Origin of the sequence: Cetobacterium sp. 2A (assembly GCF_014250685.1) — a bacterium.
In the GTDB taxonomy this organism is placed as follows: domain Bacteria; phylum Fusobacteriota; class Fusobacteriia; order Fusobacteriales; family Fusobacteriaceae; genus Cetobacterium.
This window is the reverse complement of record NZ_JACFAJ010000005.1, coordinates 140,525-164,146: the sequence shown is the minus strand read 5'-3', so window position 1 is coordinate 164,146 and position 23,622 is coordinate 140,525. Positions and strand designations below refer to the sequence as shown.

Below are 23,622 nucleotides of genomic sequence, written 5' to 3'. Positions count from 1 at the left end.
ATAGGAATTTTTAAAAAAAAATTGTATAATAGTGGGCACATTTAAAATACTGTTTCAGAAGGAGATTCACATCAATGAACAAAAAAAAAATTAATCTTATTGGACTTATAATGATTATTTTTATAGGAGTTTTTGGTTTCGGTAATATCGCTAATAACTATAAAGTTATCGGTACACAATCTTCAACTATATTCATAGTAGGAGCAATTCTTTATTTTTTACCTATGGCACTTATTATGGCAGAGTTTGGTTCTTATGCGAAGGATAGAACGGGTGGAATATATGCTTGGATTGAAATTGGAATGGGTAAAAATTTCGCATATTTTGCTATTTGGTCATATTTTATTTCTAATATTTTTTATCTTCCAACTTTAGCTACTAGAGTTCCAACATATTTATCATTTTTCTTATATGGAGACTCTAGTATTTCTAACTACTGGATGGCATTTTTAGCAGCTATTACTTTATTGGTTGCTTTATTTATAGGAATTGTTTATGAATCTAAGCTTGAAAAATTATCTACTCCTGTTGGATATATCTCACTTGCAGTAGCAGCTATATTTCTAATTGGAGGAGCCTATCTATTCTTCATTGGAAGAGCTGAAACTGCCATAACACTTGATTCTTTTGTCGTAAAAATAAACGATCAAAATCAATTTGCATCTGTACTTAGTACTTTCGCTTGGGTTTTATTTGCATATGGTGGGTGTGAAATCTGTGGAACGTACGTTGATAAGATAGAACATCCTGAACGTAATTTTGTAAAGAGTGTTCTTGGTGCTGCTATCATAATTGGACTACTATATGTTTTTGGAATTTTATCTATTGCTGCCTATGGAACTCCTGATGAGTTTTCAAAAGTTTCTCTTGTTAACGCTGTCATAAGCGGATATAAATTTATGGGAGATAAGTTTGGATTTGGTTTATGGTTTGTTAGAATGATTGGATTTACGTATACGTTAATTACACTAGTGGCTCTTGTTCTTTGGTCTGTTGCACTATCTAGAGCTGTATTTAGTGAAGTTCCTCCAAAAACATTTCCTAATTGGTTAACTAAAAAAAATGAGAAAGGAATATTAAAAAATGCTTTAATTTTCCAAACTGTGCTATCATTTTTATTTATTGTAATTACAACTTTTGGTGGAAAATCAGCTGGAGATTTATATTATAAAATTTATGATATGTCTACAATGGCATTCCTTCTTCCATATTTAAGTTTAGGAATTGCTTATATAAATTTTAGAAAATCTGGAAAAATTGCAACATTCCAAGCTACTAAAAGTATGTTTGGAGCTTATGTTTTAGGTTCATTAGTGGCAACACTTGCAATTGTTTCTCTTATTTTTGCAGGTATAAATATATCACAGCCCCTGTCTAGTCAAATTGATACTATCATTCTTTATTATGGTGGTCTTCTTCTATTTTTATTTATTGGATTTATTATAAAAATAATAGATTTTAAAGAATAAAATTCAAAAAAAAATGAAGCTACTGATACCCTATCAGTAGCTTCCACTAAACCCCACGTCTAGTAATTTTAAAGAAACGCCCCCGTATCTTTAATCTATTATACCTAATGAATCGTATATGCTCCATGTAAAATTATTTATATTTTTTTAGTAAAACACTATACATGAACCTTTCAAATGCCAACTCTCCCTCTAAATCTCTTTTATAAACTCCTGCATGTTCTAAGACAGTTGAAAAAGTTTTTCCAATTTCTTCTCTTAAAAAATTTTCTTTATTACTAATTTCTTTATTTTTAGGTAAAATTTTAATTATCCATTCTAGATGTTTTTCTAATTCTCTATTGCCCAAAATTTGTCCCTTCCAATCGTTACTTTCAAGTGCTTTGACTATTTCTTTTATTTCACTTTCCAATCTGCCCGGTAAAACAGCAAGTCCCATTACTTCTATTAATCCAATATTTTCTTTTTTTATATTATGAACCTCACTGTGAGGATGAAAAATTCCCAATGGATGCTTCTCATCCGTTCTATTATTTCTTAAAACTAAATCTATTTCAAAACTTTCTTTTTTTCTTCTAGCAATTGGAGTTATAGTATTATGAGGAACTTCATTTGTATAGGCATAAATTCCAACAGATTCATCACTATAATCTCTCCAAGCAGTTAAAATCTCATCACTCAATTCTACAAGAGAATCTATATTATCGCTTGTTAATCTTATTACCGACATTGGCCATTTAACAATTCCAATTTCTACATCTGGATATTTATCAGATTTAAACCCTTTTTCTATAGGTGCTTTTGCCATTGGAAATTCATGGCTTCCAGCTTGATAATGATCATGGGAAAGTATAGATCCTCCAACGATAGGTAAATCTGCATTTGATCCAATAAAATAATGGGGATATTTTTCAACAAACTCTAATACTCTTTTAAAGGTATCTTTATTTATTTTCATTGGTCTATGTTCTACTGAAAAAATAATAGAGTGTTGATTATAATAAACATAAGGAGAATACTGGAAATACCATTCTTGATTTCCTAATATCAATGGAATTACTCTATGGTTTTGTCTTGCTGGATGATTTAATCTTCCTGCATATCCAATATTCTCTATACAAAGTAAACAACTTGGATAAGAAGTTTTTGGCATATTTCTTTCTCTTATAATATCTTTTGGATCTTTTTCTGGTTTTGCAAGATTTATAGTAATCTCTAAATCTCCATACTCAGTTTTAGATAGCCAATGTTGATTTTTATCAATTCTTTTCTTACGAATGTAGTTTGTATTTTTTGAAAATTCGTAAAAATTTTTGGTAGCTAATTCTGGAGATTTTTCATAATCTCTTTCAAATTTTGATATTACAACTGATTGACTCGGCGTTACAATTCCCATTAGTTTCGTATCCAATAGTTCTCTCTCAGCTAAACTATCTTCAATAACTTTATTCTGAATAGCCCAGTCACAAATCTCATCTAAAATGTCTTCAATATCACTAGAGTCATCCTTATAAGAATTTTCCTTCCAATCATCCAATCCCAAAGCATTTAAAATACCATTTCTTGCGACAATTTTATCATATTTTCCTATAAGAGAATTTTCTAAACTCTTATTTAATAATTTTTCTATACTTGAATATATATTTCCCATAATTATATCTCCTCTAATTTTCTTGCACCCTCTCCAGGATTAGCTATATAAAATGAAGCTTCCAATCCCGTTCTTTCTTTATATTTTTTACCAACATTTTTTATAAATTTTTCTATATGATTATTTTCAACTAAGCTAACTGTGCATCCTCCAAATCCAGCCCCTGTCATACGAGAACCTATAGTTCCCTCTTCTTCCCATGCAGCCTCAACTAATGCGTCTAATTCTAGCCCTGTAACCTCATAATCATCTCTCAAAGATATATGAGACTGATTCATAAGTTTTCCAAAACTTAATATATCTCCAGAATTTAATTTTTCCATAGCTTCTAATACTCTTTCGTTCTCTGTTATAGCATGTCTTGCTCTAATTAAAGATTCATTTGTTTTTATATTTTTTTTCACATTTTCAAAAGATTCAAAATCTAAATCACAAAGAGTTGTAATTTTAATTTCTGATTCCTGCAAATCCTTTAGAGCAGATTCACATGATGCTCTTCTTTCATTATATTTAGATTCTCCAAGCCCTCTTCTTTTATTTGTATTGGCTATAACTATTGAGATATTCTCTAAAACAAAAGGAGCATAAGTGTATGCTAAACTGTTACAATCTAAAAGAATTGCATTATTTTTTTTACCCATTCCAACCGCAAATTGATCCATAATTCCACAATTTACTCCAATAAATTTATTCTCTGCCTTCTGACTTAATTTTACCATATCTACCATGTCTATATTTAACTTGAAAATATCTTTCAATATCACAGAAGTTAAAACTTCAATTGAAGCTGAAGAAGATAATCCAGCCCCGTTTGGAATATTTCCATAAAATGCTATATCAAATCCTGAATCTATATTATATCCTTCTTCAATAAATGTTTTTATTACACCTTTTGGATAATTTGCCCAGTCATCATTTGAATCTAATACCAAAGAATTTAAGTTAAATTGAATTATTCCTAAATTTTCAAAATTTACAGAGTACATTCTAAAAATATTATCCTCTCTTTTTCTTACAACTGCATAAGTTCCAAAATCTAATGCGCATGGGAAAACTTTTCCACCATTATAATCAATATGTTCTCCAATAAGATTAACTCTTCCAGGAGAAAAGAAAGTTTCCAATCTTCCTTTCTCTCCAAACTCTTTTTTAAATTCTTTAATTAACATATTTAAATTTTCCATAATTTCCCCCTATGCTCTTCATTTTTATTGGATTATACATAACTTTTCATCACTTTCAAACCAAAACAAAGTATTCTTACTAAACTTTTTTTAGTAACTAAATAAAGTGGTACGAAATAAATTGACAGTTATACATTATTTTAGATATAAATATTATATACAATTATTTTTTAGGGAGATTTTATGATTATCAATGATACTCAAATGAAAATTTTAGAAATAGTAAAAAAAAGTAAATATATATCTAGAATTGATTTAGCCAAAAAATTAAACTTCACACCTGCTGCAATATCTAAAATAATAAAAGAATTTATTGAATTAGGAGTTTTAAAAGAAACAGATTATGGAAAGTCCACAGGTGGAAGAAGACCAATTTTTTTAACAATAAACGAACAAAATTTTGGTTGTATTTTAGGAATTTCTTTTGCCCCTTCTAAAATATTTTTTACTGTTGGAAATATAAAGGGAGATATTTTAGAAATTTTAAGTCACAGTATTTCGAAGAATGAAGATGTTTTATCTATAAGTACAAAAATCTCAGAAAAACTTTTAAAAAAATATATAAATATTTCTATCATTTCTCTTGTTTTAAATGGCCTTGTTAATTCAAAAGATGGCACCTCAATATTTTCTCCTCACTACAAATGGAAAAATATAAAAATAAAGGATATTTTTGAAAAAAAATTTAACCTTCCAGTTCTTATAGAAAATGATGTTAGAGCAATGACTCTTGCTGAAAAAATGTTTGGACACTGTGAAAAAAATCAAAACTTTGTTCTTCTAAATATAAGTGAAGGAATTGGAAGCAGCATTTTTTTAAATGACGATCTTTATTCTGGTCATGGGTTCATAGCCGGCGAAATTGGCCATATAATAATGGATAGAACTAGTATTCGAAAGTGTTCTTGTGGTAAACGTGGATGTCTAGAAGCTGAAGCGTCAAATTCAGCTATAATAAATAAAATAATATCTCAAATTAAACTTAACAATTATAGTTTTCTAAAGGAAACTCTTCATAAAAATGGAACAATAACCATTGAGGATGTTCTTGTTGCTGTAAAAGAAAGAGATTTTTTAAGCACAAAAGCTTCAATGGAAGCTGTAACTACCTTAGCTCATGCTATCGATATGATTATATCCTTTATTAATCCAGAAAAAATTGTTTTAGTTGGTAAGATTTTCGAAGAGAGTTTACTACTTAACACTTTAAATTTAGAATTAAAAAAAGTTATCTTAAAAGAGCAAAACTGTGAAATTGTTGTTTCTAAAATTTTTGATAAAATACATAATTACTCTTCTTTAGCAGTTGTAATTCATAGAATGTTTAAAGATAAATATATTGGAGGTGTTTTAATTGAACGTAAGTGTTAGTGATTTTGGGAAAACAAAAAAAGGTGAGATTGTTAAAAGTTATTTAATAAAAACTAATATTTTAGAAGTTGAAATATTATCTTATGGTGGAATTATTAGAAAGTTGCTTACTCCTGACAAATATGGGAACTGGGAAAATATAGTATTAGGTTTTAACACCATGGAAAAATATGAAAAAAATTCTGCGTATTTTGGATGTATTGTTGGTAGAAATGCTGGAAGAATTGGTGGTGCTAGTTTTGAAATCGAAAATCAAAAATATAATTTAGCACAAAATAGTGGTAAAAATAATATCCATGGTGGAATTAATGGTCTACACAATAGAGTTTGGGAGTCTACCTATGAGGTTTCTGATGAAATAGCTATTATAACTTTAAAAACATTCAGCCCGGATTTAGAAGAAGGTTTTCCAGGAAATATTCACTTCACAGTAAAATATATAATTAAAGATGGAGATATAACAATAGATTATGAAGGAATAACTGACAAAACAACATACTTAAATTTAACAAATCATACTTATTTTAACTTAAGTGGAAATTTGAAAAAAAATATTTTAAAACAAGAAATTTATTTAAATGCTAATGGATATTTAGAAGTTAACGATGAAACACTCCCTATTCAAATTGGTAAAGATGAAGCATTCTACTCTCCTGCTGAATCTGTTCTTTTTGAAGGAGCTTTAACTTCAAATCACGAACAAGTTAAAATTGTAAATGGTGGATATGATCATCCTTTTATACTATCAAAAGATAGAGAGATAGATGGGTGGATTTTTGATAAAGATAGTGGAAGAAAACTTGAATTTATAACTGATCAACCAATTGTTGTTATATATACTGGAAACTATTTAGATACCGTAGATACTATTTATGATAATTTTAAGGGAAGTAAACATTTAGGATTCTGTTTAGAAACCCAAGATATTCCGGACATATTTAACTATTCACCAGAAAATATCAAACTTTATACTCCCGAAATTCCTTATAGACAAAAAACAACTTTTAAATTTTCTGCATCTAAGTAATTTAATAAATTCTTCTGATAATAAAAATAAATGGTATAATAGCCCTATATCATTACAAAGGACTCAGGAGGACAATATGTGTAAAGTTTTAGCTGTTTGTATCAGCGAAAAAAAAGGAACAGGAAAAACACCAGTAGAATATGGAACTTTAATTGAAAATTTCGGTTTTAAAGACGATGCTCATGCCGGAGATTGGCATAGACAGATTAGTCTTTTAGCTGTAGAAAAAATAGATGATTTTAGAGATAGAGGTGGAAAAGTTAGTGATGGAGATTTTGGTGAAAATCTTATAATTCAAGGAATAGACCTTTCAAAGTTACCTGTTGGAACTAAACTTTCAATAAATGATTCTATTTTAGAAATTACTCAGATAGGAAAAGAGTGTCATACTCGTTGTAATATTTTTTATACAGTTGGAGATTGTATAATGCCTAGAGAAGGAATTTTTGCTCGTGTTTTAAAAGGTGGAGTAATAACTGCTGGCAATAATGTAAATTTAATTCCTTAAAATGAACTCTGAAGAAGAATTAATTATTCTTCTTCTTTTTTTATTTATAAAATGAATGCTAACTATATATTGTATGTATTTCAGAACAAAAAATCCATTTTTTTAACATTTTTATTGATTTTTTTTACCTTTTATAGTATAGTTTAGGCTAAGTTCAATGTAATAATTATGTATTATTTACAGACTAAACATCTCATTACACAATATTAAAGGGGGATTCAAATGTCATCAAATGTTAAAACTACTGAGAAACAAGGATTTTTTGCTAAATTCTTAAACTTTGTAGAGGTTGCTGGAAATAAATTACCACATCCTGTTGCAATGTTCTTTGGTTTCTTTGTAATTACAATTATTCTTTCAGGAATTTTATCTCAAATGGGGGTTTCAGTTTCATATCAAGAAATTTCTAGATCAACAGGTGGAGTTATTCAAAAAACTACTGTTGTTCAAAATCTTTTAACAAGATCTGGAATGAGAGGAATTCTTTCAACTGTTGTTAAAAACTTTACTGGACATGCTGCTCTTGGTTCAATAGTTGTTGCTATGCTTGGTGTAGGACTGGCAGAGGGAACAGGACTTATGAATGCTCTAATAAAAAAATTAGTACTTTCTACTCCTAAACAATTAGTTTCTGCTATTGTTGTTTTCGCCGGTGTTATGTCAAACGTTGCATCTGATGCTGGTTACGTTGTATTAATTCCTTTAGGAGCTGTTATATTTGCTTCATTTGGAAGACATCCATTAGCTGGTATTGCGGCTGCATTTGCTGGAGTATCTGGTGGATTCTCAGCTAACTTATTAATCGGAACAACTGATCCTTTACTTGGTGGAATTACTACTACTGCAGCACAAATAGTTTTACCTGGATATTCAGTAGATCCAACTGCTAACTTCTTCTTTATGTTTGCATCTACATTCTTAATTACAATAGTTGGAGCTTACTTAACTGATAAAATTGTTGAACCAAGACTAGGAGCTTATACTGGTCCTAAACTTGAAGTTGACTTAAATTCTCAAATGAACCAAAATGAAAGATTTGGATTAAGAGTTACTGGTGTTGTAACTGTTATGTTCATCTGTTTAGTTCTTGCTATGGTTTTACCTGATAATGCAATATTAAAGCTTACAGAAGCTGAAGTTGCAAAATTCGTAGCTGATAATAACAGACAACCTGGAACAATGGAATTATTAAAACCTTTCTTTGGAGATTCAATTGTATTTATACTAATGCTTTCATTCTTCATACCAGGTCTTGCTTATGGTATCGCTGCTAAGACTGTTAAAACACACAAAGATGTTATAAAATCTTTAACTTCTGCTATGGCTTCTTGTGGTCAAGTATTCGTTATAATCTTCATCTCAGCTCAATTCGTTTATGTATTTACAAAATCTAATATTGGTATTGTAATTGCGGTTAAACTTGCTGATGTTATGAAAGGTTTTGGAATTTCTGGAATTTGGGCTGCTGTAGGATTAATCTTCTTAACAGCTTTTGTTAACCTATTTATTGGTGGAGCTTCATCAAAATGGTTAATGTTATCTCCTGTATTTGTTCCGATGTTCGTTGAACTTGGACTTTCTCCAGAATATACACAATTAGCTTATAGAATTGGAGATTCAACTACAAATATAATTTCTCCTCTTATGTCATATTTCCCAATCATAGTTGGATTTGCGGCTAAATATGCTAAGAATGAAGAAGATATGGGAATTGGAACTATTATAGCAATGATGCTTCCATACTCAATCATGTTCTTAATTGGTTGGACTATAATGTTCGTAGCTTGGACTTACCTTGGATTACCAATTGGTCCTGGAGTTTCAATGTTCTTATAGTGCTAATAATAAAAAGTCCCTCTTGAAAAATTTCAAGAGGGATTTTTTTATTATTGTTGTATATTAACTTATAAGAAATTAAATCGAGGTGGAATCATGAAATGGAAAATCCCAAAAAGTTATAATAACTCTGCTCTAATGTGTTATTTATATATCTTTGTCGTTATATTGAGCTTCTTAGCAGCTAAAAATAAGCCTATTTTTTCAGCCGTTACATTAACTGGAACAATAATTTCCATAAGTATATTATTGGATTTAAAAAAAATACTTAATCAAAAATTTCTATATCATAAGGTTGATTTTTATTTAATTATTTTTGTTATTATTAAATCAATCACTACTTTTTTTGATATATTATTTCATAATGAATTTTTAGACTTTATATCAAATTATGGACATATATTTTTTGGCATTACTGGAATTTTACAAATTATCTATTCTTTTATGCTTATAATAACTAAATTTAGAGGACTAGAAAAAATTAAAACTTATGGTCTTTTTTCATTTTTATCTGGAATGATGTCTTTAACAACATCTTATTCAATATTCCAATTATTTTTTTCATTGATTTCTGTCTATGTTTTAGCAAACGTTTTCTTTGAATCTGAAGAAATAGCAAATAGAGAACATTCTTAACTTTTTATAACCTCTATTGGACTAAGCTTCATACATCGAAGTGCTGGAATAATTCCAGATAAAATCCCAACTATTGTAGAAATAATCAAAATTATTACTATTTTTTCATTACTCACCAAAATAACAAACGTTGGTTTTGCAAAATAGGTATAAGAGGAAATTACTAATTTTCCAAAAATAATTCCTAATACTGATCCAAAAAAACCAATTAGTCCACCTTGAATTAAAAATATCATTCCAGTAGATTTATCTTTTGCTCCCATAGCTTTTAAAATTCCAATTTCTTTGATCTTTTGTAAAACTGTCACAATAAGTACACTTGAAATACTCATAGCGGTAGCAAGCATTACAACTGATTGAATAACAATACTGGAATCGGTTTGTGATCGGAGTGCTTTTAATAAAGCTGCTCCATCTTGCGTCCAAGATGTTACTTCCAACTCGGGATAAATATCCTTTATATTACTTGATACACTATCAGCTTTAAAAACATCTTTAGTTTGAATATTTATATCTGTAACATAACCAACTTTTCCAAAAATGATTTTTGCCCTATCTATATCCATGACAACCATACTTTTATTAACCCCTTGATTTTCTAAATCAAATATCCCAACTACTCTTACCACTTCCTTTTGGCTATTTGGAAGAGTTAAAGTGATTTGATCTCCTAAATCAACTCTAAAATCTCTGGAGAATTTAACCCCTATTAAAACATTATTTGAATATATATTACTGTTCCCTTCTATAATTCTATCCTTTATATTATAAAGAGGATCCCCATTTTTCAAGTCCATTCCTACTACATTTAAATTTGCATTTTTTCCGGTTGTTTTATATATTGCACTTCCTTCTACAGTTGGAACTATAAGTTTAATTTCATCATTTTCAGAAAGAACTTCCATAATTTTTTCATAATTTGGTATTCTATCCCTATCTAAAGATATATTCCCATAATTTCCAAGTATATTTTGCTTAGCTCTTAACTCGTCTCTAGTATCTCCACTATTAATAGTTATGTGAGGAGTTGTCCCTAAAATCCTGTATATCAAGGACACCTGTAGTGATGAAACAAGACTAGATATAAAAATTTGAACAGCAACTCCTAATGCGATAGCCGATACTATAAATATCGTTTGACCCTTACTGTATCTTAAAAATTCAAGTGCTATTTTAATTTCATATCTCAATATTTTCACCACCAATTATTATTATTTTTTAGTTTTCCAAAACTTCATTACTATTATTACTAAAAATTCTAAAAGACATACAATTCCTAAAATAAAACTTAGTAACTTATATGGATTAGGATTACTTTGTTTTTCTACCTCTAATAACTTTAATTCAACTTTTTCTAATTTATTATTAGATTCAGCTTCTTGAGGTTCTATAACTTTTTGCATATTTGGAGTTCCAGATATATTTACTTCTTTTCCCTTAATCACTAACTCTTCATACGTTTTACTTTCAGTATTAAAATAATTTATCTTGATGTCTGGGATTTTAACTTTTCCCGTAAGTTTTGGAATAAAAGCAACTTCGTATGTTTTTTCATTATAAAATTTCCCATCAACTATTGATTCTTTATACTCTTTAACACTATCATAAATTGTAAATTTAGGATCAGCTAATGCTACTATCTTATCTAATTGCTCTAAATTTCCCACTCCTGAAAGTTTTAAATTAAGAGTTACAGCCTCTCCATAAGAAATTGAATCTGAACTCCAAGAACTTTCTGATTTAATTTTTCCAACAATATTTTTAAAATTGGATGGTTGTCCTTCCGGTAGAGGTAAAACATTTATTTTAATATTTTTATCTCCTAAGTAAACGGGTGTAGTAGTAGAAAAAAATGAAGGATACTGACCATCACTTTCAACAACCATAACTTGTCCACCTTCTATATTTTTTTCTCCGCTGGAATTAGCCTCTAATATTCCTTCAAATAAAACTATTTCAACAGCCTCTCTACCATTTATCATCACTCTTTTTTGTGGATAACTTCCTCTTGCATCCATTTTAGTGATTTCTTTTACTGAAATCTCATTAAAATTTGGTCTTTTAATGTATTCGAATCTTTCTATTCCTACGGTACTTGTAAATTTTTCTTCAAATGCTATTTTTTCTCCAAAATAAAAATTTCTAGATTCTATTATATCTTCTAAATTAAATTTTGGATTTAATATACTATTATTACTATTTTCATTTTCTAAAATATCCATGGATATAACATTTGATTTTTCTTTTTTAGAAACTACTTGTAGTGTTGTTTTTCCTATACTTTTAGCTTTTAGAATATAAGTATCAGACTTTTTAATGGTCAAATCTCCATTTATCATATTATAACTAGATTGTGATCCTTTAGAAATAATATGGAAATTTTCTATCCCATCTATTTTATAATCATCTTTATCTGAATTTATAAATTCTATATTCATTCTAAAACTTTCATTTATTGAAGGCTTTTCATTATTTACGCTTAGAAATATTTCAGAAAAACTTGATTGAAATATTAAAAGAAAAATTAAAATTATATATTTATTCTTCATTTGATCTCCCTACCATCTATTTTCTAATTTTTTTTCTTCATTATTGGATTGAACTCTTTCATTATTTTTTAAAGCTTGTTTTTCATTTCCTTCTAATCTTTGTAAAATAGCTTTTAATTCCTCTTCTTTTCTATTTTGTTTTTGATTTTGGTTTTGGTTACTATTTTGTTCTTGCTCATTTTTTTGTTCCTGTTCATTTTTCTGCTCTTTATTTTCCTTTTGTTCTTGGTTCTCTTTTTGTTCTTGATTTTCTTTCTTCCTAAGAACTATTTCATAATTTTTTTTTATATTCAAATCAGTAGATGTCTTCATGGCCTCTTTGTATTTCTCCAAAGATTCTTCTATCTTTTGTTCTTTTACAAGTTTGTTCCCCTCTAAAAAATTAATATATCCTAAACTTTTTAAAGGATTTAACCAATTTTTCATTAAAATAAATCCAAATATTAAAGATAAAACTGTTATTACTATTAAAATTATTTTTTTAATCATACTTTTCCTCTCTTATTTTCCCTCTGGTAAAATAACCTATTAAAATAAAGATTATCCCAATAATAAGTGGATACTGATAATATTTTTCATAAATTTTAATTTCTTCTTCACGAGTATTTCTTCTACTTAACCCTTTGATATCTTTTAAAAAATCTGATACTCCATCTTTTAAATTATTTACCTCATGATAAGTTCCACCTGTTGATTCTGATAATTTTTTCAAAAAATTTCCATTCAACTTACTTATTACTACATTTCCATTTTCATCTTTAATAAATCCATTTGTACCTGGAATTACAGATCCTTCTTCTGTCCCAACTCCTAAGGCATATACCTTTATCCCATTATCTTTTGAAAATTTAATAACTTGCTCACTATATTCACCACCATCAGAAACTATAAGAACATTTTTTTCTTTTATACCGCTTTCTTCAAATGATTTTTCGGCAAGTTGAAGCCCTTCTAAGAGTTCTGTTCCTCCTCCTGAAATTAGCTCTCCGTCTATTACATCGACATAACTATTTGCCATAAAATAATCATCTGTCAGTGGCATTTGAATATAAGCGCTATCAGAAAAAGGAATAAATCCTATTCTATCTCCTTTCAAACCAATTAATATTTCTTTGATAGAACGTTTAGCCCCCTCTAACCTATTCGGATAGTTATCTTTGGCCATCATAGAACGAGAAATATCTATAAGTACATATAAATTAGCTCCTTCAACTTCTATCTTCTCAGATTCTTTTAATTTTTGAGGAGATAGTAGAGAAATTACTACAAATAAAGATCCTAAACTCATTCCAAGTATCTTTATTATTTTAACCCACTTTTTTTCTATAAATCCCAATTTTCTCAATATGTTTTTACGTTTATTCATTCCATATCCCATTAGAAAAAGAATAAGAAATGGAATAATAACATAAATTTTACTACTTAAATTTCCAAACTCCATTTCTCCTCCTTAAGGTATTATTATGTAAATGAAATATTGAAATAAAACTCCAATTACTAAAAATATTAGTGCTAATTTTAACAACGGTTCATATAGCTCACGTATATCATAAAAATTTCTACTCTCTATACTACTTTTTTCTAGTCTATCAATCTCATTAAAGATTTCTGAAAATTCTCTTTGATTTCTAGCTCTAAAATATCTTCCGTTACTCTCATCAGCCATAGTTTGTAATAAATTTTCATCTATCTCATTTTCTCTTGCTCCTATTCCAACCGTATAAACTTTAATTCCCATTTCTTTGGCCATTTGAGTTGCTCCCAGAGGACTCATTTCACCAGAATTATTTTCACCATCTGTCATAAGTATCACAACTTTAGATTTTGAATTTGAGTTTTTAAGTCTGTTTAAGGCGACTCCTAATCCCATCCCTATGGCCGTTCTATTGTTGCTTGTTATATCATTTACACTAATTTTTGACGTTATATCTTTCACTACAGAATGGTCAAAAGTAAGTGGAACTTTTGTATATGCATCTCCACCAAAAACAACTAACGATATTCTGTCATTACCTCTTTTATTTATAAATTGTTGTAAAATTTCCTTTGCTTTTTCTAGTCTATTTGGAGAAAAATCTTGTTGTAACATAGAACGAGAAAGATCTAAAGAAATTACTATATCTATTCCATTTTTTTTAATTTGTTTATTTTCAGTTTGTTCTTGTGGTCTAGCTAAAGCAATAGTCATAAAAACTAAAGATAAAAAAATAAAAAATTTTCCTATCCAATGTTTTTTTGTATTTTTTCCATATTTTTTTATATTATCTATCCCCGGAACTTTTATCGCTCCATTATTTTTTCTTAAAAATAAATATACTAAAACAGGAAGAAGTAGTAGAAATTCAATATTTGCAAATTTAAACATTCCCCTTTCTCTCCTTTTCTAATTTTATTTTTTCAAATATTCTCATTGTTCTTTCTTTATAATCTTCATAATTTCCATCTTTATTTGGAGAAAACTTTAAATAATCTAACTCATTCAAAAAATTTAATTCCTCTTCTGAAACCCCACCCACGACTTCGTAATTTCCACTTAAAAAATGAGTATTATAAACTCCATCTATATAACTTCTTAATAATAAACTTAAATTTTGTTTCCAGTTTATCTCATTTACTTTGGACATTCCCTTTAAAAATTTTACATCCGGTTTTTTATTTCTTTCACTAATTACTCCATATATAAGTGTTCCAAATGAAGTGAGTGCCACAAGTATAAAAAATATAGCTAAATAGGGAATTTCTCTTTGATAAAATTTATTTTCACTATCTTGAAAATCTGGATAAATCTCCACTTCCTCTGGAGTAGTAGTTGGGCTTAGTTCTATGATTAACCTCTTATCTCCTAAAATAATCTCATTTTCTCCTAAATTATAACCTCTAAAACTTATTGTCGTATATCCATCTTTCGTTTCTACTTTTTCTACATCCCAATCTTTAAAAGATTCTGCTAATTTATCTTCACCAAGACCTTTAACTTTTAGGTCTATTTTGTCTCCAATATTATAAGTTTTACCTACAAGAAAAAGAGACATGTATAAAAATAAAATAATTATTCTAATCATGCTTATCTCCTTCTTTTAAAAAATTTTGAAAGTTCTTTCACATAATCACCATCGGTATATACCTCTACGGAATTTTTTAATTTGCTTTGACATATTTCTATATCTTTAGAATAATTTTCTATAACTATTCTCTCTCCTGTTTCTGAGTCTTCAAGTGTAAAAATAGCACCACTTGGAAGTTGCTCATAGTTTTTATCACTAATTTTTATGGGTATAATTTCATGATGATTCCCCAATATCTTCAAATCTTTTTCATAATCTTTATCTAAAAAATCAGATATTAAAAACACTACAGATCTTCTTTTAAAAATTTTTCCAAAATATTTTAAAGCTAAAGATATATTTGTTTGTTTACCAGATGGAACAAACGTTAAAATATTTTCAAGTATTGATAGAGTATGTTTTTTCCCTTTTTTTAAAGGGATTAACTTTTCTATTCTATCGGTGAAAAAAAGAGCTCCCACTCTATCTCCATTTTTATTAGCACTAAAAGCCAAACTAGCACTTAATTCTGTTATAAGATTTTTTTTATTTTCAAATTGATTTGAAAGAGACATATCAATTAATAAAAAAATTGCTAGCTCTCTTTCTTCAACAAATTCTTTCACATAAGCTTTTCTCTGTCTTGCAGTTACTTTCCAATCTATTTTTTTTACATCATCTCCAGGTGAATATCTTCTTATATCAGAAAACTCAATCCCATTCCCCTTTAAACAAGAATGATACTGGCCCGAAAAAATACTATTAGCAAGCATAGTAGATTTAATCTCTATCTCTTTAATTTTTTTTAATAGTTCTTTTTTTTCCATAATTCACTCCTAAGGAAGATTTACTGAATCTAAAATCTCATCAATTATATTTTCTACTGTTTTTTCTTCTGCTTCAGCTTCATAAGTTAGAATTATTCTATGACGCAGTACATCATAAATAATCCTCTTAATATCTTCTGGCATAACGAAATCTCTACCATTTAGGAATGCATTGGCTTTTGCTGCTATTACAAGAGCTATACTCGCTCTAGGAGAGGCACCACATGAAATATAGTTAGATTTTTCTCTTGATTTAAAAACTATATCTAAAATATAATTGCAAAGTTTTTCATCAATATATACTTCCTTAACTTTTTTTCTTAACTCTTCTAAATTTTCTTTATTTAAAACACTTTCAACTTTTAAATCTGAATAATCTATTGTTCCTGTTAATAAATCCAATATCTTCTTCTCTTCTTCACGAGTTGGATAATCTATTTTTACTTTCATCAAAAATCTATCTTGCTGAGCTTCTGGTAGTTGATAAGTTCCATCTTGCTCAATTGGATTTTGTGTAGCTAAAACTATGAAAGGTTTATCTAAAATGAATGTTTCATTTGCTATGGTAACTTGTTTCTCTTGCATAGCTTCTAAAAGTGCTGATTGAACTTTTGCAGGTGCTCTATTTATTTCATCTGCCAAAATAATATTAGCAAATATTGGCCCCTTTTTCACATGAAACTCACCTGTTTTTTCATTGTAAATCTCGGTTCCTATTATGTCACTAGGTAATAAATCTGGTGTAAACTGTATTCTTGAAAAATCCAGTCCCAATGTTTCTGCAAGCGTATTTACAGTTAAAGACTTCGCAAGACCTGGAAGTCCTTCTAAAAGAATATGATTCCCGGTTAAGATTCCTATAAGTATTTTGTCTACCATTTCATTTTGTCCAATAACTTTTTTAGAAACTTCTTCTTTTAGAGTTTTAATTCTTTTCATCTTTTCCTCCTGATTTTAAACTTGATTTCTAGAGATAACATAGTATACTCCTACTACATTTATTTTTGCAAGTGGGAGGAAAAAATTATGGAAATAACTAGAGAATTAAAAAGAACACTCAGAGAACAAGGGTTTATACCTCTAAGAGACAATATAAATTTTGCTGTTAGAATAATAGTTCCTTGTGGAATTTTAACTACAGAAACTTCAAACAAAATAACAGAATTAGCAGAAAAATACGGAAGAGGGAAGTTTTATTTAACACAAAGGCTAGGAATTGAAATTCCGTTTATCAAATATGAAAATTTAGAGATTGTAAAAAAAGAACTTGCCGATGTCGGTTTAGACATTGGAGGAACTGGTAAAAAAGTTCGTGCTATTTTAACATGTAAAGGTTCAATTTGTAGATCAGGGCTTTATGATTCTGAAGCTCTTACAGAACATTTTAATAAAAAGTTTTATATCGGATATCACTATACTGAACTTCCAAATAAATTTAAAATAGTTGTAGGGGGTTGTAAAAATAATTGCTCTAGACCCACTGTTGCCGATGTTGGATTAACAGGTGTTGAATTGGGTAGGGTCGAAATAAGAATCGGTGGACTTAGTGGAAAAAGTCAAATATTTGGTAAACTTCTTCCAAAGACTTATTCACTTTCTGAAGCTGAAGAGGTTATTGAAAAGTGTTTAAATTACTATATTGACAATGGTATTAGTGGCGAACGGTTCGGAAACATGATAGAAAGAATAGGATACGAACATATTTTAGAACATATCTGTAATTAATAGCTTTTTTAAACTGTATTTACGAAATATATAATGCCCATATTTATTTTGAATTGTTCATTTTCATTACATTGAGCTAATATATATTATAACAATAATTGTTATGAAATACACTTTAACAACTCATAAGGGAGGAACAAAATATGTTCGAGTACAAATTTAATATGGCTGAGACTTTAGCCATCGCTGTTGTTTTACTTCTTGTAGGTAGATTCATTAAAAGCAAAATCTCATTCTTTGAAAAATTCTTTATCCCGGCGCCAGTTATTGGTGGAGTAATCTTTTCTATAATCACTCTAATCGGGTATAACACTCAAAGTTTTATGTTTGGTTTTGACGGTTCTTTAAAAGATTTACTTATGATTGCATTCTTTACTACTATCGGTTTTGCTGCAAGTTTAAGTATGTTGAAAAAAGGTGGAGTTCAAGTATTCATTTTCTTACTAGTTGCTACCGGATTGGTTATAATTCAAAACCTTGCAGGTGTTGGAATGGCTAAATTCTTTGGTCTTCATCCACTTCTTGGAATAGCTGCTGGATCTGTTCCTCTAACTGGTGGACATGGTACTTCTGGAGCTTTCGGACCTGTTCTTGAAGCTGCTGGAGCGACTGGAGCTATGTCAGTTTCAATTGCCGCTGCTACTTTCGGTCTTGTTGCTGGTTGTGTAATTGGTGGTCCAATTGCTAAAAAACTTATGCAAAGAAATAAGTTAGTTGGAAATGAAGAAGAAGCTATTGTTTATTCAGATGAAGCTTTAGTAGATGATGGAAAAAATGATTTAAATGAAGGAGTTCTATTTGAAGCTCTTGTTTATATAATCTTATCTATGGGTATCGGTGGATTTATAGGTCCTGTATTTAAAAATTTAGGAATAACTTTACCTGCGTATATTGGTCCAATGCTAGTTGCTGCTGTTATCAGAAATATTTCTGATATTAAAAAGACACCTTTACCTATGCATTCAATAAACGTTGTTGGAAATATCTCGCTACAACTTTTCCTAGCTATGGCTCTTATGAGTATGAGACTATGGGATCTTGCAGCTCTAGCATTACCTCTAATAGTTATGCTACTTGTTCAAACTGCTATAATGGGTATTTATGCTTACTTCATAACATTTAATATCATGGGTAGAGATTATGACGCTTCTGTAATGTCAGCTGGACATTGTGGATTTGGAATGGGTGCTACACCTAATGCTATGGCAAATATGGAATCTTTCTCAACTGCCAATGGTCCATCTCCAAGAGCATTCTTTGTTCTTCCACTTGTTGGAGCACTGTTCATAGATTTTACAAATGCTACTATAATCACTTTCTTTATAAATATTTTCGGATAATAATAAAATTAAAAAGGATTTTTATTCTTAATAAGAATTATATATCTAGAGGCCTACCATACCGGTGTGTCTCTAGATTTTTTTTTAGGGAGGGATTTTTATGTTTGAATACAAATTTAATATGGCTGAGACTCTGGCAATCGCGGTAATTTTACTCCTATTAGGTAGATACATTAAAAGTAAAGTTCCAGTTTTTGAGAAATACTTTATTCCTACACCGGTTATAGGAGGAGTAATCTTTTCTCTTTTAGCTCTAGTTGGTTATGTTACTCAGTCATTTATGTTTGGTTTTGACGGTTCTTTAAAAGATTTACTTATGGTTGCGTTCTTTACAACTATCGGTTTTGCGGCCAGTTTGAGTATGCTAAAAAAAGGAGGAATTCAGGTATTCATATTTCTTTTAGTTGCTACTGGACTTGTTATTGTACAAAATCTTGCAGGTGTTGGAATGGCTAAATTCTTTGGTTTAAATCCTCTTATTGGAATTGCTGCTGGTTCCGTTCCATTAACTGGTGGACATGGTACCTCAGGAGCTTTCGGACCTGTTCTTGAAGCCGCTGGTGCGACTGGTGCGACTTCAGTTGCTATCGCTGCAGCTACCTTTGGACTTGTTGCTGGATGTATGATTGGTGGTCCCGTTGCTAAAAGACTTATGCAAAAGAATCATTTAGTTGGAAATAAAGAGGAAGAGTTCGACTTCTCAGATGAAAATCTTTTAAATAATGAAGCTAAACATAATGAATTAAATGAAGGAATTTTATTTGAATCATTAGTTTATATCATTATTTCTATGGGTATTGGTGGATTTATAGGTCCTGTATTTAAATATATCGGTATAACTTTACCTGCCTATATTGGTCCAATGCTAGTTGCTGCTGTTATTAGAAATATTGCTGATACTAATCAAAAGAAACTTCCTATGCATGGAATTAACGTTATTGGAAATATTTCATTACAATTCTTCTTAGCAATGGCTCTTATGAGTATGAAATTATGGGAACTTGCAGCTCTTGCACTACCTCTAATAGTTATGCTACTTGTTCAAACTGTAATAATGGCTATCTATGCTTACTATGTAACATTTAATGTAATGGGTAGAGATTATGATGCCTCTGTTATCTCAACTGGTCACTGCGGATTTGGAATGGGTGCTACACCTAATGCCATGGCAAATATGGAATCTTTTACTACTGTTAATGGTCCATCTCCAAGAGCATTCTTTGTTCTTCCACTTGTTGGAGCACTATTTATAGATTTTACAAATGCTACCATAATTACTTTATTTATTAATTTCTTTGCATAATATTGACTTTTCGTTTTTTTCATAGTAGTTTATAAGAAAATTAAAAGAGCTCACTATGGAGGAACAATGAAAATTGATTTAAATATCTTAGCTACTGAAACTAGAAATGAAAATAGTACAAATATCGATAATATTTCAACTTTAGAAATGGCTAAGATTATGAATAACGAGGATAAAAAAATTGCAAGTGCTATTGAAGTAGAATTACCTAACATAGCATTAGCAGTCGAAGAAATATCTAAATCTTTTATGAATAACGGAAGACTAATTTATATAGGAGCCGGAACTAGTGGAAGACTTGGAATCCTTGATGCTAGTGAATGCCCTCCGACATACGGAACTTGCCCTGAAATGGTGGTAGGAATAATTGCTGGAGGCGATTATGCAATTAAAAATGCAGTTGAAGGAGCAGAGGATAACAGAGAGCTTGGAATTGAAGATTTAAAAGCGATAAAATTTAGTGAAAAAGATATATTAGTAGGGATTGCTGCATCTGGTAGAACTCCCTATGTCTTATCAGCACTAGAATACGCAAATTCAATTGGGTCTATAACAGTTTCAGTTAGCTGTAATCCCTGTTCTGAGATTGCTAAAATTTCTAAAATTGCAATCAATCCAATCGTTGGACCTGAAATTATAACTGGATCAACAAGATTAAAATCTGGAACAGCTCAAAAATTAATTTTAAATATGCTTTCAACACTTTCTATGATTAAAATTGGAAAAACTTTTGGTAATCTTATGGTTGATGTTCAAGCTACAAATAATAAATTAGTTCAAAGACAAAAACAAATTGTTATGGAAGCTACTGGGGTTTCTGAAGAAGAGGCTACATATGCTTTAGAACAGTGTGATAACAATTGTAAAACTGCTATTTTTATGATTCTTTCAGGATTTTCTCCTCAGGAATCAATGGCAATTTTATCACTACATAAGGGATTTATAAGAGAGGCTTTAAAAAGTACTAAAAAGTAATTTTTAAGGATGTGATTTTATGATTGAAATCGATGAAAATTTCATAAAAAAAATTTATATTCCAAGAGCTCCTGAAGGTTATAAAGGTGACTATGGTCATACCTTTATAGTTGCAGGAAGTAAAGGTTTTACTGGTGCAGCATATTTTTCAGCGCTCGGAGCAGTAAGATCAGGTTCAGGATTAGTGACTTTAGCAACTCCTAATGAAGTTTTTGACGTTTTGAGCACTAAACTAAATGAGGCTATGATTATATCAATTGAAGATTGTTTAAATTTTAAAAATTTATTAAAAAAATGTAGTTGCTTAGTCTTCGGTCCTGGAATGGGTGCAACTCCAAAGACTAAATTGCTTCTTGATTATATTATAGAAAGCATTGAAACTCCATTAATAATAGATGCTGATGGTTTAAATGTTCTAAAAAAATCGCTCCTAAAATTTAAAGAAAAAAAATCTGTGATTCTAACTCCACATTTTGGAGAATTTTCTAGACTCACAGATTTTTCTATTGAATACTTAAAAAAAAATAAAGTAGATATCGCAATACAATTTGCAAAAGAAAACAATGTAATTCTTATTCTAAAAGATCATAGAACAATTATTACAGATGGAAATAATATTTTTATAAACTCCACAGGAAATAGCAGTATGGCCAATGGAGGAATGGGTGATATTTTGTCTGGTATAATTGGCTCTTTCATTTCTCAGGGCTATTCTCCCCTTTATGCCTCTATCCTAGCAGTCTATTTCCACGGTCTAACTGGGGATGTTTTATCTAAATCAATGTTTTGTGTGAATCCGACTCATATTTTAGAGAGTTTCCCATTTATAATGAAAGATTTTTTTTCTTAAAAAATTTTTTATAATATACAGTTGCCAAAATAAAAGTTAATACTTCACATACAAGATAAGCAGACCATATTCCAATAACACCAAAAAGTTTCGGTAAAATTAGAAGTCCTAAAGCGATTAGAACAAATCCCCTCATAATATTTATTATAGAAGCTATTTTTCCATTTCCTATCGATTGAAAAAAACCTCCCAAAGCCAAATTTAATCCAGTAAAAATTGACCCTAAGAAAAATATAGGAAACCCTACTTTTGTTATTTCTAATATTGCTGGATTATTTCTTGTAAATAATAGAATTACAGGGTCTCTAAAAATAAGAAGACTTATATAAAAAAATATTCCACAAACTAAACTTACTTTTATTCCTAGTCTCAATGTTTCTCTAACTCTCGTGTAAAGACCAGCACCATAATTTATACTCAGTATTGGTTGAGCACCCTGTGATATCCCAGAAAATACTAAATATATTAATAAATTTATATTTAATATTATTCCGTAGGAAGCTATTCCATTCTCTCCTAAATATTTATTAAACATGTAGTTAAAAAGAAAAATAATTGTTCCCATTGCTATCTCATTTATAAAACTTGATCCTCCTATTGTTATTATTCTTTTAATAATTGTAAAATCTATCTTAGTTTTTACATATTTCAATGTATTTTGAGGCATTTTAAAATGTGTCAATAATGTCATAAGTCCCATAAACTGAGCTATTCCTGTAGCAAGAGCTGCTCCTGACATTCCCCACTTAAATACAAAAATAAATAGATAATCCAATATTATATTAAAAAATGCACATACCAGAAGATTTATCATTGTTAATTTTGGATTTTTATCATTTCTTATAAAACTACTAATAACGTGTGGCATTATATATAAGATTAAAGTTTTTGTAATAACATTTAAGTAATCATATGTTAATTCATAGGTTTCTCCCTCAGCACCTAAAATTCGACATATCCACTCCAAATTGAGACTTAAAATTATAGATAGTACAATGCTTAATGCTATCCCTAGAAATACGGATAAAGAAAATGTCTGATTCCTTTTTTCAAAATCTCCTTTTCCTTGATCTATAGATGCTGCTGTAGCTCCTCCCATACCAAGCATCATTCCAAAGGCCACCAAAGTATATACAGGAAGTGATAAATTAAGTGCTGCTAATCCTAAACTTCCAATTCCTCTTCCAATAAAAACAGTATCAATAAATATAAGAACGCCATAAGCTAATGTTCCACCCACCGATGGAATCAAATATTTAAAAAAAAGTGCCGCTATATTATCTGATTTTAAATTCCCTTTCATAACCCCCCCTATTTTATTTGAATA

The 23,622-nt window shown here is 29.5% G+C and carries 22 protein-coding genes; 11 read left to right on the top strand and 11 right to left on the bottom strand.

What is annotated here, in order from left to right:
* Nucleotides 1–74: 74 nt before the first annotated feature.
* Complete coding sequence (locus tag H3N56_RS03640) at nt 75–1,469, top strand: amino acid permease (protein ID WP_185879951.1); 1,395 nt, start codon at nt 75–77, stop codon at nt 1,467–1,469.
* 133 nt (nt 1,470–1,602) lie between these two features.
* On the opposite strand, the gene galT is transcribed toward H3N56_RS03640, so the two are convergent.
* Nucleotides 1,603–3,120, bottom strand: a complete 1,518-nt coding sequence (gene galT / locus H3N56_RS03635) for a UDP-glucose--hexose-1-phosphate uridylyltransferase (RefSeq protein WP_185879950.1) — start codon at nt 3,118–3,120, stop codon at nt 1,603–1,605.
* 2 nt (nt 3,121–3,122) lie between these two features.
* Nucleotides 3,123–4,304, bottom strand: a complete 1,182-nt coding sequence (locus H3N56_RS03630; protein WP_221893427.1) for a galactokinase — start codon at nt 4,302–4,304, stop codon at nt 3,123–3,125.
* A 183-nt stretch (nt 4,305–4,487) separates the two neighbouring features.
* Between H3N56_RS03630 and H3N56_RS03625 the strand changes: the two genes are divergently transcribed.
* The 5 genes from H3N56_RS03625 (at nt 4,488) to H3N56_RS03605 (ending at nt 9,682) form a co-directional block, all read left to right on the top strand.
* Nucleotides 4,488–5,675 carry an ROK family transcriptional regulator gene (locus tag H3N56_RS03625; RefSeq protein WP_185879949.1) on the top strand — a complete coding sequence of 396 codons (1,188 nt, stop codon included), beginning with the start codon at nt 4,488–4,490 and terminating at the stop codon, nt 5,673–5,675.
* Complete coding sequence (locus H3N56_RS03620; RefSeq protein ID WP_185879948.1) at nt 5,659–6,702, top strand: aldose epimerase family protein; 1,044 nt, start codon at nt 5,659–5,661, stop codon at nt 6,700–6,702. Before H3N56_RS03625 ends, H3N56_RS03620 begins: the two co-directional genes overlap by 17 nt.
* Before the next feature lie 76 nt (nt 6,703–6,778).
* On the top strand, nt 6,779–7,210 hold the full coding sequence (locus H3N56_RS03615) for an MOSC domain-containing protein (RefSeq protein WP_185879947.1): 432 nt from the start codon (nt 6,779–6,781) through the stop codon (nt 7,208–7,210).
* Nucleotides 7,211–7,432: 222 nt separating this feature from the next.
* Nucleotides 7,433–9,046, top strand: coding sequence for an AbgT family transporter (locus H3N56_RS03610; protein WP_185879946.1), 1,614 nt, complete (start codon nt 7,433–7,435; stop codon nt 9,044–9,046).
* A gap of 96 nt (nt 9,047–9,142) precedes the next feature.
* Nucleotides 9,143–9,682: a hypothetical protein gene (locus tag H3N56_RS03605; RefSeq protein ID WP_185879945.1), complete on the top strand. Its 540-nt coding sequence runs from the start codon at nt 9,143–9,145 to the stop codon at nt 9,680–9,682.
* Here H3N56_RS03605 and H3N56_RS03600 read toward each other — a convergent pair.
* From H3N56_RS03600 to H3N56_RS03565, 8 genes are read right to left on the bottom strand one after another with little or no spacing between them, the layout of a single operon-like run.
* Nucleotides 9,679–10,872 carry an ABC transporter permease gene (locus tag H3N56_RS03600; RefSeq protein ID WP_185879944.1) on the bottom strand — a complete coding sequence of 398 codons (1,194 nt, stop codon included), beginning with the start codon at nt 10,870–10,872 and terminating at the stop codon, nt 9,679–9,681. The two genes, H3N56_RS03605 and H3N56_RS03600, sit on opposite strands and share 4 nt — an antisense overlap.
* Nucleotides 10,873–10,893: 21 nt before the next feature.
* The gene (locus tag H3N56_RS03595; protein ID WP_185879943.1) at nt 10,894–12,231 is read right to left on the bottom strand and encodes a BatD family protein; all 1,338 of its coding nucleotides are present in this window, start codon (nt 12,229–12,231) and stop codon (nt 10,894–10,896) included.
* A gap of 9 nt (nt 12,232–12,240) precedes the next feature.
* Nucleotides 12,241–12,720 carry a hypothetical protein gene (locus tag H3N56_RS03590; RefSeq protein WP_185879942.1) on the bottom strand — a complete coding sequence of 160 codons (480 nt, stop codon included), beginning with the start codon at nt 12,718–12,720 and terminating at the stop codon, nt 12,241–12,243.
* Nucleotides 12,713–13,672: a VWA domain-containing protein gene (locus H3N56_RS03585; protein ID WP_185879941.1), complete on the bottom strand. Its 960-nt coding sequence runs from the start codon at nt 13,670–13,672 to the stop codon at nt 12,713–12,715. Before H3N56_RS03585 ends, H3N56_RS03590 begins: the two co-directional genes overlap by 8 nt.
* A gap of 9 nt (nt 13,673–13,681) precedes the next feature.
* Nucleotides 13,682–14,596, bottom strand: a complete 915-nt coding sequence (locus tag H3N56_RS03580; protein WP_185879940.1) for a VWA domain-containing protein — start codon at nt 14,594–14,596, stop codon at nt 13,682–13,684.
* Entirely contained in the window at nt 14,589–15,293 is a 705-nt protein-coding gene (locus H3N56_RS03575; protein ID WP_185879939.1) for a hypothetical protein, read from the bottom strand. The genes H3N56_RS03580 and H3N56_RS03575 overlap by 8 nt, the downstream gene beginning before the upstream one ends.
* A 2-nt stretch (nt 15,294–15,295) precedes the next feature.
* Nucleotides 15,296–16,102 (bottom strand): DUF58 domain-containing protein, encoded by an 807-nt coding sequence (locus tag H3N56_RS03570; protein ID WP_185879938.1) that lies wholly within the window; start codon nt 16,100–16,102, stop codon nt 15,296–15,298.
* Nucleotides 16,103–16,111: 9 nt separating this feature from the next.
* Entirely contained in the window at nt 16,112–17,041 is a 930-nt protein-coding gene (locus tag H3N56_RS03565; RefSeq protein ID WP_185879937.1) for a MoxR family ATPase, read from the bottom strand.
* 87 nt (nt 17,042–17,128) lie between these two features.
* Between H3N56_RS03565 and H3N56_RS03560 the strand changes: the two genes are divergently transcribed.
* The 5 genes from H3N56_RS03560 (at nt 17,129) to H3N56_RS03540 (ending at nt 22,295) form a co-directional block, all read left to right on the top strand.
* Nucleotides 17,129–17,827 carry a sulfite reductase subunit beta (hemoprotein) gene (locus H3N56_RS03560; protein WP_185879936.1) on the top strand — a complete coding sequence of 233 codons (699 nt, stop codon included), beginning with the start codon at nt 17,129–17,131 and terminating at the stop codon, nt 17,825–17,827.
* A 143-nt stretch (nt 17,828–17,970) separates the two neighbouring features.
* Nucleotides 17,971–19,167 (top strand): sodium/glutamate symporter, encoded by a 1,197-nt coding sequence (gltS, locus tag H3N56_RS03555; protein WP_185879935.1) that lies wholly within the window; start codon nt 17,971–17,973, stop codon nt 19,165–19,167.
* A gap of 100 nt (nt 19,168–19,267) precedes the next feature.
* A complete protein-coding gene (gene gltS, locus H3N56_RS03550; protein ID WP_185879934.1) occupies nt 19,268–20,470 on the top strand; it encodes a sodium/glutamate symporter in 1,203 nt (400 codons plus the stop codon).
* A gap of 66 nt (nt 20,471–20,536) precedes the next feature.
* Nucleotides 20,537–21,445, top strand: a complete 909-nt coding sequence (gene murQ, locus H3N56_RS03545) for an N-acetylmuramic acid 6-phosphate etherase (RefSeq protein ID WP_185879933.1) — start codon at nt 20,537–20,539, stop codon at nt 21,443–21,445.
* 19 nt (nt 21,446–21,464) lie between these two features.
* Nucleotides 21,465–22,295, top strand: a complete 831-nt coding sequence (locus tag H3N56_RS03540; protein WP_185879932.1) for an NAD(P)H-hydrate dehydratase — start codon at nt 21,465–21,467, stop codon at nt 22,293–22,295.
* Here H3N56_RS03540 and H3N56_RS03535 read toward each other — a convergent pair.
* Complete coding sequence (locus H3N56_RS03535) at nt 22,270–23,598, bottom strand: MATE family efflux transporter (RefSeq protein ID WP_185879931.1); 1,329 nt, start codon at nt 23,596–23,598, stop codon at nt 22,270–22,272. The genes H3N56_RS03540 and H3N56_RS03535 overlap by 26 nt on opposite strands.
* Between the last annotated feature and the right edge of the window lie 24 nt (nt 23,599–23,622).

Bases quoted from the DNA above. Each gene is read 5' to 3' on its own strand.
- galT (WP_185879950.1), bottom strand. From the start codon at position 3,120: ATGGGAAATATATATTCAAGTATAGAAAAATTATTAAATAAGAGTTTA.
- H3N56_RS03585 (WP_185879941.1), bottom strand. From the start codon at position 13,672: ATGGAGTTTGGAAATTTAAGTAGTAAAATTTATGTTATTATTCCATTT.
- H3N56_RS03610 (WP_185879946.1), top strand. From the start codon at position 7,433: ATGTCATCAAATGTTAAAACTACTGAGAAACAAGGATTTTTTGCTAAA.
- H3N56_RS03590 (WP_185879942.1), bottom strand. From the start codon at position 12,720: ATGATTAAAAAAATAATTTTAATAGTAATAACAGTTTTATCTTTAATA.
- H3N56_RS03640 (WP_185879951.1), top strand. From the start codon at position 75: ATGAACAAAAAAAAAATTAATCTTATTGGACTTATAATGATTATTTTT.
- H3N56_RS03565 (WP_185879937.1), bottom strand. From the start codon at position 17,041: ATGAAAAGAATTAAAACTCTAAAAGAAGAAGTTTCTAAAAAAGTTATT.
- murQ (WP_185879933.1), top strand. From the start codon at position 20,537: ATGAAAATTGATTTAAATATCTTAGCTACTGAAACTAGAAATGAAAAT.
- gltS (WP_185879935.1), top strand. From the start codon at position 17,971: ATGTTCGAGTACAAATTTAATATGGCTGAGACTTTAGCCATCGCTGTT.
- H3N56_RS03605 (WP_185879945.1), top strand. From the start codon at position 9,143: ATGAAATGGAAAATCCCAAAAAGTTATAATAACTCTGCTCTAATGTGT.
- H3N56_RS03570 (WP_185879938.1), bottom strand. From the start codon at position 16,102: ATGGAAAAAAAAGAACTATTAAAAAAAATTAAAGAGATAGAGATTAAA.
- H3N56_RS03625 (WP_185879949.1), top strand. From the start codon at position 4,488: ATGATTATCAATGATACTCAAATGAAAATTTTAGAAATAGTAAAAAAA.
- H3N56_RS03535 (WP_185879931.1), bottom strand. From the start codon at position 23,598: ATGAAAGGGAATTTAAAATCAGATAATATAGCGGCACTTTTTTTTAAA.
- H3N56_RS03540 (WP_185879932.1), top strand. From the start codon at position 21,465: ATGATTGAAATCGATGAAAATTTCATAAAAAAAATTTATATTCCAAGA.
- H3N56_RS03560 (WP_185879936.1), top strand. From the start codon at position 17,129: ATGGAAATAACTAGAGAATTAAAAAGAACACTCAGAGAACAAGGGTTT.
- H3N56_RS03575 (WP_185879939.1), bottom strand. From the start codon at position 15,293: ATGATTAGAATAATTATTTTATTTTTATACATGTCTCTTTTTCTTGTA.
- H3N56_RS03580 (WP_185879940.1), bottom strand. From the start codon at position 14,596: ATGTTTAAATTTGCAAATATTGAATTTCTACTACTTCTTCCTGTTTTA.
- H3N56_RS03595 (WP_185879943.1), bottom strand. From the start codon at position 12,231: ATGAAGAATAAATATATAATTTTAATTTTTCTTTTAATATTTCAATCA.
- H3N56_RS03615 (WP_185879947.1), top strand. From the start codon at position 6,779: ATGTGTAAAGTTTTAGCTGTTTGTATCAGCGAAAAAAAAGGAACAGGA.
- gltS (WP_185879934.1), top strand. From the start codon at position 19,268: ATGTTTGAATACAAATTTAATATGGCTGAGACTCTGGCAATCGCGGTA.
- H3N56_RS03630 (WP_221893427.1), bottom strand. From the start codon at position 4,304: ATGGAAAATTTAAATATGTTAATTAAAGAATTTAAAAAAGAGTTTGGA.